General features: G+C 28.6%; 7 protein-coding genes and 2 pseudogenes. All 9 read right to left on the minus strand.

Annotated elements, in window-relative coordinates; all coding sequences use genetic code 11:
- A partial coding sequence (locus LJD34_RS15270) for an aldo/keto reductase (RefSeq protein WP_227360301.1) occupies positions 1-601 on the minus strand: 601 nt, incomplete at its 3' end.
- A 115-nt stretch (positions 602-716) separates the two neighbouring features.
- Positions 717-1,589 carry a ParB/RepB/Spo0J family partition protein gene (locus tag LJD34_RS15275; RefSeq protein WP_147579777.1) on the minus strand — a complete coding sequence of 291 codons (873 nt, stop codon included), beginning with the start codon at positions 1,587-1,589 and terminating at the stop codon, positions 717-719.
- Positions 1,582-2,349 carry a ParA family protein gene (locus LJD34_RS15280; protein WP_022000815.1) on the minus strand — a complete coding sequence of 256 codons (768 nt, stop codon included), beginning with the start codon at positions 2,347-2,349 and terminating at the stop codon, positions 1,582-1,584. Before LJD34_RS15280 ends, LJD34_RS15275 begins: the two co-directional genes overlap by 8 nt.
- Before the next feature lie 2 nt (positions 2,350-2,351).
- Positions 2,352-3,212, minus strand: coding sequence for a phosphatidylserine decarboxylase (locus LJD34_RS15285; RefSeq protein ID WP_032091274.1), 861 nt, complete (start codon positions 3,210-3,212; stop codon positions 2,352-2,354).
- Positions 3,209-3,823, minus strand: coding sequence for a CDP-alcohol phosphatidyltransferase family protein (locus LJD34_RS15290; RefSeq protein ID WP_118306657.1), 615 nt, complete (start codon positions 3,821-3,823; stop codon positions 3,209-3,211). Before LJD34_RS15290 ends, LJD34_RS15285 begins: the two co-directional genes overlap by 4 nt.
- Before the next feature lie 70 nt (positions 3,824-3,893).
- Positions 3,894-4,448 (minus strand): anaerobic ribonucleoside-triphosphate reductase activating protein, encoded by a 555-nt coding sequence (gene nrdG, locus LJD34_RS15295; protein WP_032091169.1) that lies wholly within the window; start codon positions 4,446-4,448, stop codon positions 3,894-3,896.
- 83 nt (positions 4,449-4,531) lie between these two features.
- A complete protein-coding gene (locus tag LJD34_RS15300; RefSeq protein WP_119362499.1) occupies positions 4,532-5,074 on the minus strand; it encodes a hypothetical protein in 543 nt (180 codons plus the stop codon).
- Positions 5,075-5,166: 92 nt separating this feature from the next.
- A pseudogene (locus LJD34_RS16535) lies at positions 5,167-5,646 on the minus strand (aldo/keto reductase).
- Between the two features lie 23 nt (positions 5,647-5,669).
- Positions 5,670-5,921: pseudogene (locus LJD34_RS16540) on the minus strand (aldo/keto reductase); the annotation flags it as partial.
- Positions 5,922-6,007 lie beyond the last annotated feature (86 nt).

Genomic DNA, 6,007 nt, shown 5'->3' on the forward strand with positions numbered 1-6,007 from the left:
CTTCAAATGGATTATATCTTCCTCCACCTAGTGGTGCCCATGCTTCAGGAATAACATCATAATATTTCATTGTTTCTATTGCTTTTTCTTGTGTATAGTATGGATGAAGTTCTACTTGATTGACCATTGGTTTGATTTCTACTGTATTTACAAAATTGACAAGAATATGTGCATAAAAGTTTGAAACACCAATTGCTTTTAACTTACCTTCTTTATACGCATCTTCCATGGCCCTCCAGGCACTAAAATAATCTCCCATCGCTTGATGTAATAAATATAAATCTAAATAACCTAAACCACTTTTTTCAATAGAAGCATCAATTGCTTGTTTAGCCATTTCATAATTTTGCATATCTTGAACCCACATTTTAGAAGTAATAAATAAATCTTCTCTTGTGCAAATTCCTTCAGCAATTGCTCTTTTAACGCCTGCACCAACCGCATCTTCATTGGTATAAGAGGCAGCCGTATCAATTAAACGATATCCTGCTTTAATTGCTTGATATACTGATTCTTCACATTCTTTTTTATCTGGTACTCTAAAGACACCAAATCCAATTGTAGGAATTTTTAATCCGTTATTTAATGTTTGATATTCCATAATATGACCTCTTTTCTTACTTATATTTTGAAACAAAGTACTCTAAATGTACAATATCAATTTTGCAATCTACTATAACTTTGTTGCATAGAAAAAACTTGGTTTTTAACCAAGTTTAGCTTTCTTCAATAACACCCATTAATTCTAATAATCTATTTAAATCATCTGTGTCAGAGTATTTAATTGTAATAGACTTATCATCTACTTTGATTCTCGTACGATATTTTTTTCTAAGTAATCCTTCAACATATTGATATTCTTTAGATTTTTCAACCTTAGGTTTATTCTTTCTAGCTTCTTGAAGTTCAAAGCCTTTCACAATATTTTCAACATCTCTAACAGATAACTTTTCATCAATAACTCTTTTAGCAATCTTTAATGCTCTTTCTTTATCCAATGTAATTAAAGCTCTTGCATGTCCCATTGATAAAGAACCATCTAATACATATTCTTGAATCTTTTCAGGTAAGTTCAATAATCTAAGTGTATTTGTAATATGTGTTCTTGATTTTCCAATACGTTTAGCTAATTCATTTTGTGTAAGTTTAAGTTTTTCCATCATCGTTTGATAAGCTTGTGCTTCTTCGATGGCATTTAAATCTTCTCTTTGAATATTTTCTAATAAAGCAATTTCCATCATTTGTTGATCACTAAAATCAACAATAATTGCTGGAACTTCTTCTAAATGTGCCATTCTTGCTGCACGGCATCTTCTTTCACCAGCAACAATTTCATATCCTTGAACAGATTTCTTTAAAATTACTGGTTGGAAAATACCATGTTCTTGAATTGATAAAGCAAGTTCATTTAAAGCTTGTTCATCAAATACTTTTCTTGGTTGATAAGGATTAGGTCTAATTTCATCTAATTTGATTTTTTCTTGACTACTTTCAGGTGTATTATGTTCAATATCATCAATTAATGATGTAATATCTCCACCAAAAATAGCATCTAATCCTTTATTTAATTTTTTCTTTTTCTCAGCCATTTCTACTCAACACTTCCTTTGCAAGTTCTTTATAAGCTTGAGCCCCAACAGAAGATCCATCATAATCAAAAATACAGATTCCTGCACTTGGTGCTTCAGATAATTTAATATTTCTTGGAATAACAGTTTTATAAACTTTTTCTTTAAAATACTTTCTTACTTCTTGAGAAACTTCCAATCCTAAATTTGTACGTTGATCTAACATTGTTAATAATAAACCTTCAATAGAAAGTTTTTTATTAAAATGATTTTGAGTTAATTTAATTGTATTTAACAATTGTGTTAAACCTTCAAGTGCATAGTATTCACATTGTACTGGGATAAGTACTGTATCACATGAAGTTAATGCATTTGTATTTAATAAACCAAGGGCTGGTGGACAATCAATAAAAACAAAGTCATAATAATCTTTAATTTTATCTAATGATTGTTTTAAACGCACTTCTCTCCCTTGTTTTACATGTGCTAATTCTAAATCGATTCCTGCAAGATCTATTTCTCCTGGTGCAACATCTAGATTTTCAATATAAGAATGTTGAATTACTTTTTCTAAACCAACTTCTCCTGTTAAAACATGATATGTTGATAATTCAATATAATCTCTATCGATACCAATACCTTGTGTTGCATTTGCTTGAGGATCCATATCTATAAGTAACACTTTATAATTCATCTTCGCAAGTGCAGCTGATAAATTAACGCTTGTCGTTGTTTTACCAACACCACCCTTTTGATTTGTAATTGCTATAACCTTCGACATCTTTACACCCCTTTATGTCCTATCGTTTGTCCTAGTAATACTCTTGTTTCAATGTTCTCACTAGAATTATTTATAATATCATCATCTATTTTGACAGTATCTTTTTTCAAAATCATTACAACTGTCGATCCACCAAATTCAAAATAACCTTTTTCTTCTCCTTTAGTAGCAATACTATGTTTATAATTGACAATTTTACCAACCATCATTGCTCCTACTTCCATTTGAATCATTCTACCAAAGTTATTTGAATCAATCACAGTGTACTCTCTACTATTCATTTTGTATATAGGATAATAATCATTTGCGATAGGATTAACAGTATGAAAAATACCTTTGATTTTCTTATGGGAAACAATTTGACCATCATCTACATAACTATAACGATGATAATCATCAACAGCTAAACGAAATACAAGACATATTCCACCATCATATTCTTTAGCTAATGTTTCATCTTGTAATAAATCTTTTAATTGGTATTTTGTATCCTTGATTTCTAAAATCGTATCATCATTTATTGGATAATAAGTAAGTTTACTATCAGCAGGTGCCATCAATACATCTTTAGAGTCGTCAAATGGTCTTTGACCATCCTTTATTCTTCTTGTAAAGAAATCGTTATAACTTTTATATTTCTTTTCTTCATATTGACTCATATCAATATCATTATTTTTAATAAACGAAGAAATACTTGTCTTTGAAAATGGTGAAGACATATATAAACCACCTAAGTGCGTAACAAATGGTGATACTAAGATTTTTAAAGCACATCTACCAGCAGATGTGCTATATAATTTTTTTAATAATTTATTTTGACCCTCTAATTCTTTAACGATATGTCCTTGACGATCTTTAATCATGAAAAACAAAGAATTTGCACAAGTTCTACAACAACTAGAACACCAAGTGCAATAAGTCCTTTCCCTTTTAATTTTGGCACTTTAAAATCAACAACAAATAAAATACCTGTAATTAACATTAAAGTTCCATATAAGTAATCTAAACCAAAAATAACATATCTTAAAGCAAATGCAAAAGGTAAAATAAAGGCTGAAGTTGTAACTGGTAAACCTTGATAATACTTTCTTTTTTCTGTTGTTTGTTGCTGTCTTGTTTCTTCAGTAACATTAAAATAAGCTAAACGAATAACTGCTGCTAATACATAAAGTATTTCAATAGCAAGCCATCCTACTGAAGATAATCCTAAATTATATCCTAGTATTGCTGGAAAAACACCAAAAGAAATAAGATCACATAAAGAATCTATTTGAATTCCAAACTTCTTTTCTTCTTCTGTACGATTTTTCTTACTTCTTGCGACCATTCCATCGAAGGTATCACAAATACCACACATCATTAAACAAATAAATGACCATTGATAAAGTCCAATGACTGATAAGTGGATTCCTACCATTGCAAAAACTAATGATAAATATGTAAGAATGACAGTATAACTATAAAATCCTATCATATTCTACTCCCTCTATAATTAACGAAAATATTATAGCATAATTTTATCTAATTATGTAGTGTATATCGTCTTATTCATATTTTTGAAAATTTCTATTTTCATTCAAATCTTTATATAAAATAATTTCATCTTTTTCTAAACTTTGTTTAACATCTATAATTCTTTGATTAGACGATCCTCTAAACTTTAAACTTAAATCTTTAAGTTCTTCAATAAACTTACCATCTACTAGAACATCGATATAAGATAACAATTCATCAGTTACTTCACATCTTGCTCGACTTTCACTTAAAAGTTCTTGATCAAAGAGATAACCTGTATAACACCAAATATCCTTTTGTGGATAAAGTTCTTTCACTCTTTTAATAAACGGTAATAACGCTCTTTGATTACTTGGTTCCATTGGTTCTCCTCCAAGTAAAGACAATCCTGTTATATGTTCTGGTTTTAAATAATCAATAATTAAATCTTCTACTTCTTGATTAAACTCTTTTCCATATTTAAAATCCCATGTCATTTGATTAAAACAATTCTTACAGTGATGCGTGCATCCTGATACAAATAAAGAAACTCTAACTCCTAAGCCATTAGCGATATCAAAATTCTTAATTTCTGCATAATTCATTTCAATTCCTCTTTTCATATTTTCCTATTATACAACAATTCTTTATAGATTCTATTGATATAATAAAAAGGATGTATCATCCTTTAACATAAACCTCTATATTTTATAAGTTCTCCAATATTTCCTTGATATAAACACTCTAATTCTTCAAATAATAAATAATCCGATGGTTTCATTAAACAAGGAAGCTTAGGTAATTCTATAGCTTGACTATAAGCCAAGATTTCACTTACAAATTCTGAACAGAAATAATAATGATTTCTACGATAAGGAACTTCCAATTTACATAAGATCAATCCCATTAAATTATATTTATAATCTTGAGAATGATTTAAAATAGATTCTAAAATAAATTTTGCCTTATAATATATCTCTTTCTTAACAGTAAGTTTATATAATGCACAAGGAATATGTTGATTTTTATTATAGAATCCCTTTTCAAATGACTCATTTCTAATTCCTGCAGGAATTGGAGAGTAAGTATATTTTCTAGCACAACTATACATCGGTTGTAAATTTTCTTCAAAAGAGATAGAAATATGTGTATAACTGTCTTGCGTCATTAAATAAATTGCTTTAGAAATAAAAGTATCTGATTTTGTTAGTAATAAATAAATATCTTTCACCTTATTCTCCTTTCCTCACTTCTTTCAGTATTACATATTTTTTAGATATAATCGACATATTTTTACAAATTTATCAATTCATTAAATTTTTTTCATAACAAAAAAAGCGAGAATATCTCGCCTTTATATAAACCAACTCTTTTTTCAAAATCAGAATTTGTTTCAAACCTTCTACTTTCGATATCCATTTGAGATAATGCTTGATTCATTGATTCAACTTCTGCTTTTGTAAATTTGATTTCGGTTGCTTTAATATTTTCTTTTAATCTTTCCAACTTTGTTGTTTCTGGAATAGGTACAATAAAATCTTTTTGTGCTAATACCCAAGCCAAAGAAATTTATGCAACTGTTGCCTTTTTTTCTTTTGAAATTTTATTAACTAAACCAACAACTACTTGATTCTTTTTAAGCGCTTCTTCACTAAATCTTGGTGCATTTAATTTTGCATGAAAACCATTTTTATCATAAGCATCACTTAAAAATCCTTTACATAATGGAGCAAAAGGTACAAAACCAATTCCTAATTCTTCAAGTAAAGGAATATGTTTGTTTTCTAGTTCTCTCCACATCATTGAATATTCACTCTCTACGGCTGTTAAAGGACATATTGCATGGGCTTGGTTTCAATTCCTGCTTCTGATATCCCCCAATGTTTGATTTTCCCTTGTTTAATAAAATCCTTCATTAAATACGCAATATCTTCAATTGGTACATTGGGATCAACGCGATGTAAATAATACAAATCAATATAATCTGTTTTTAATCTTTTAAGAGAGCCCTCTAAAGATTTTTTAATACCTTCAAGATTTCCATCAACAACTTGTTTACCATTTTCCATTCTTTGGTTTTTGGTTAATAAATATAAAAAAAAGAGATGATGTTAAGTTACAATTTAATTTGCGACAAATTGTCATTAATTTAACAAACAAATAC

The organism is Faecalibacillus sp. MSK20_93 (genome assembly GCF_020589945.1).
Lineage (GTDB): Bacteria > Bacillota_I > Bacilli_A > Erysipelotrichales > Coprobacillaceae > Faecalibacillus > Faecalibacillus intestinalis.

Excerpts from the sequence above, each read along its gene's own strand:
- nrdG (WP_032091169.1), bottom strand. The coding sequence starts at position 4,448 with ATGAATTATGCAGAAATTAAGAATTTTGATATCGCTAATGGCTTAGGA.
- LJD34_RS15285 (WP_032091274.1), bottom strand. The coding sequence starts at position 3,212 with ATGATTAAAGATCGTCAAGGACATATCGTTAAAGAATTAGAGGGTCAA.
- LJD34_RS15280 (WP_022000815.1), bottom strand. The coding sequence starts at position 2,349 with ATGTCGAAGGTTATAGCAATTACAAATCAAAAGGGTGGTGTTGGTAAA.
- LJD34_RS15275 (WP_147579777.1), bottom strand. The coding sequence starts at position 1,589 with ATGGCTGAGAAAAAGAAAAAATTAAATAAAGGATTAGATGCTATTTTT.
- LJD34_RS15290 (WP_118306657.1), bottom strand. The coding sequence starts at position 3,823 with ATGATAGGATTTTATAGTTATACTGTCATTCTTACATATTTATCATTA.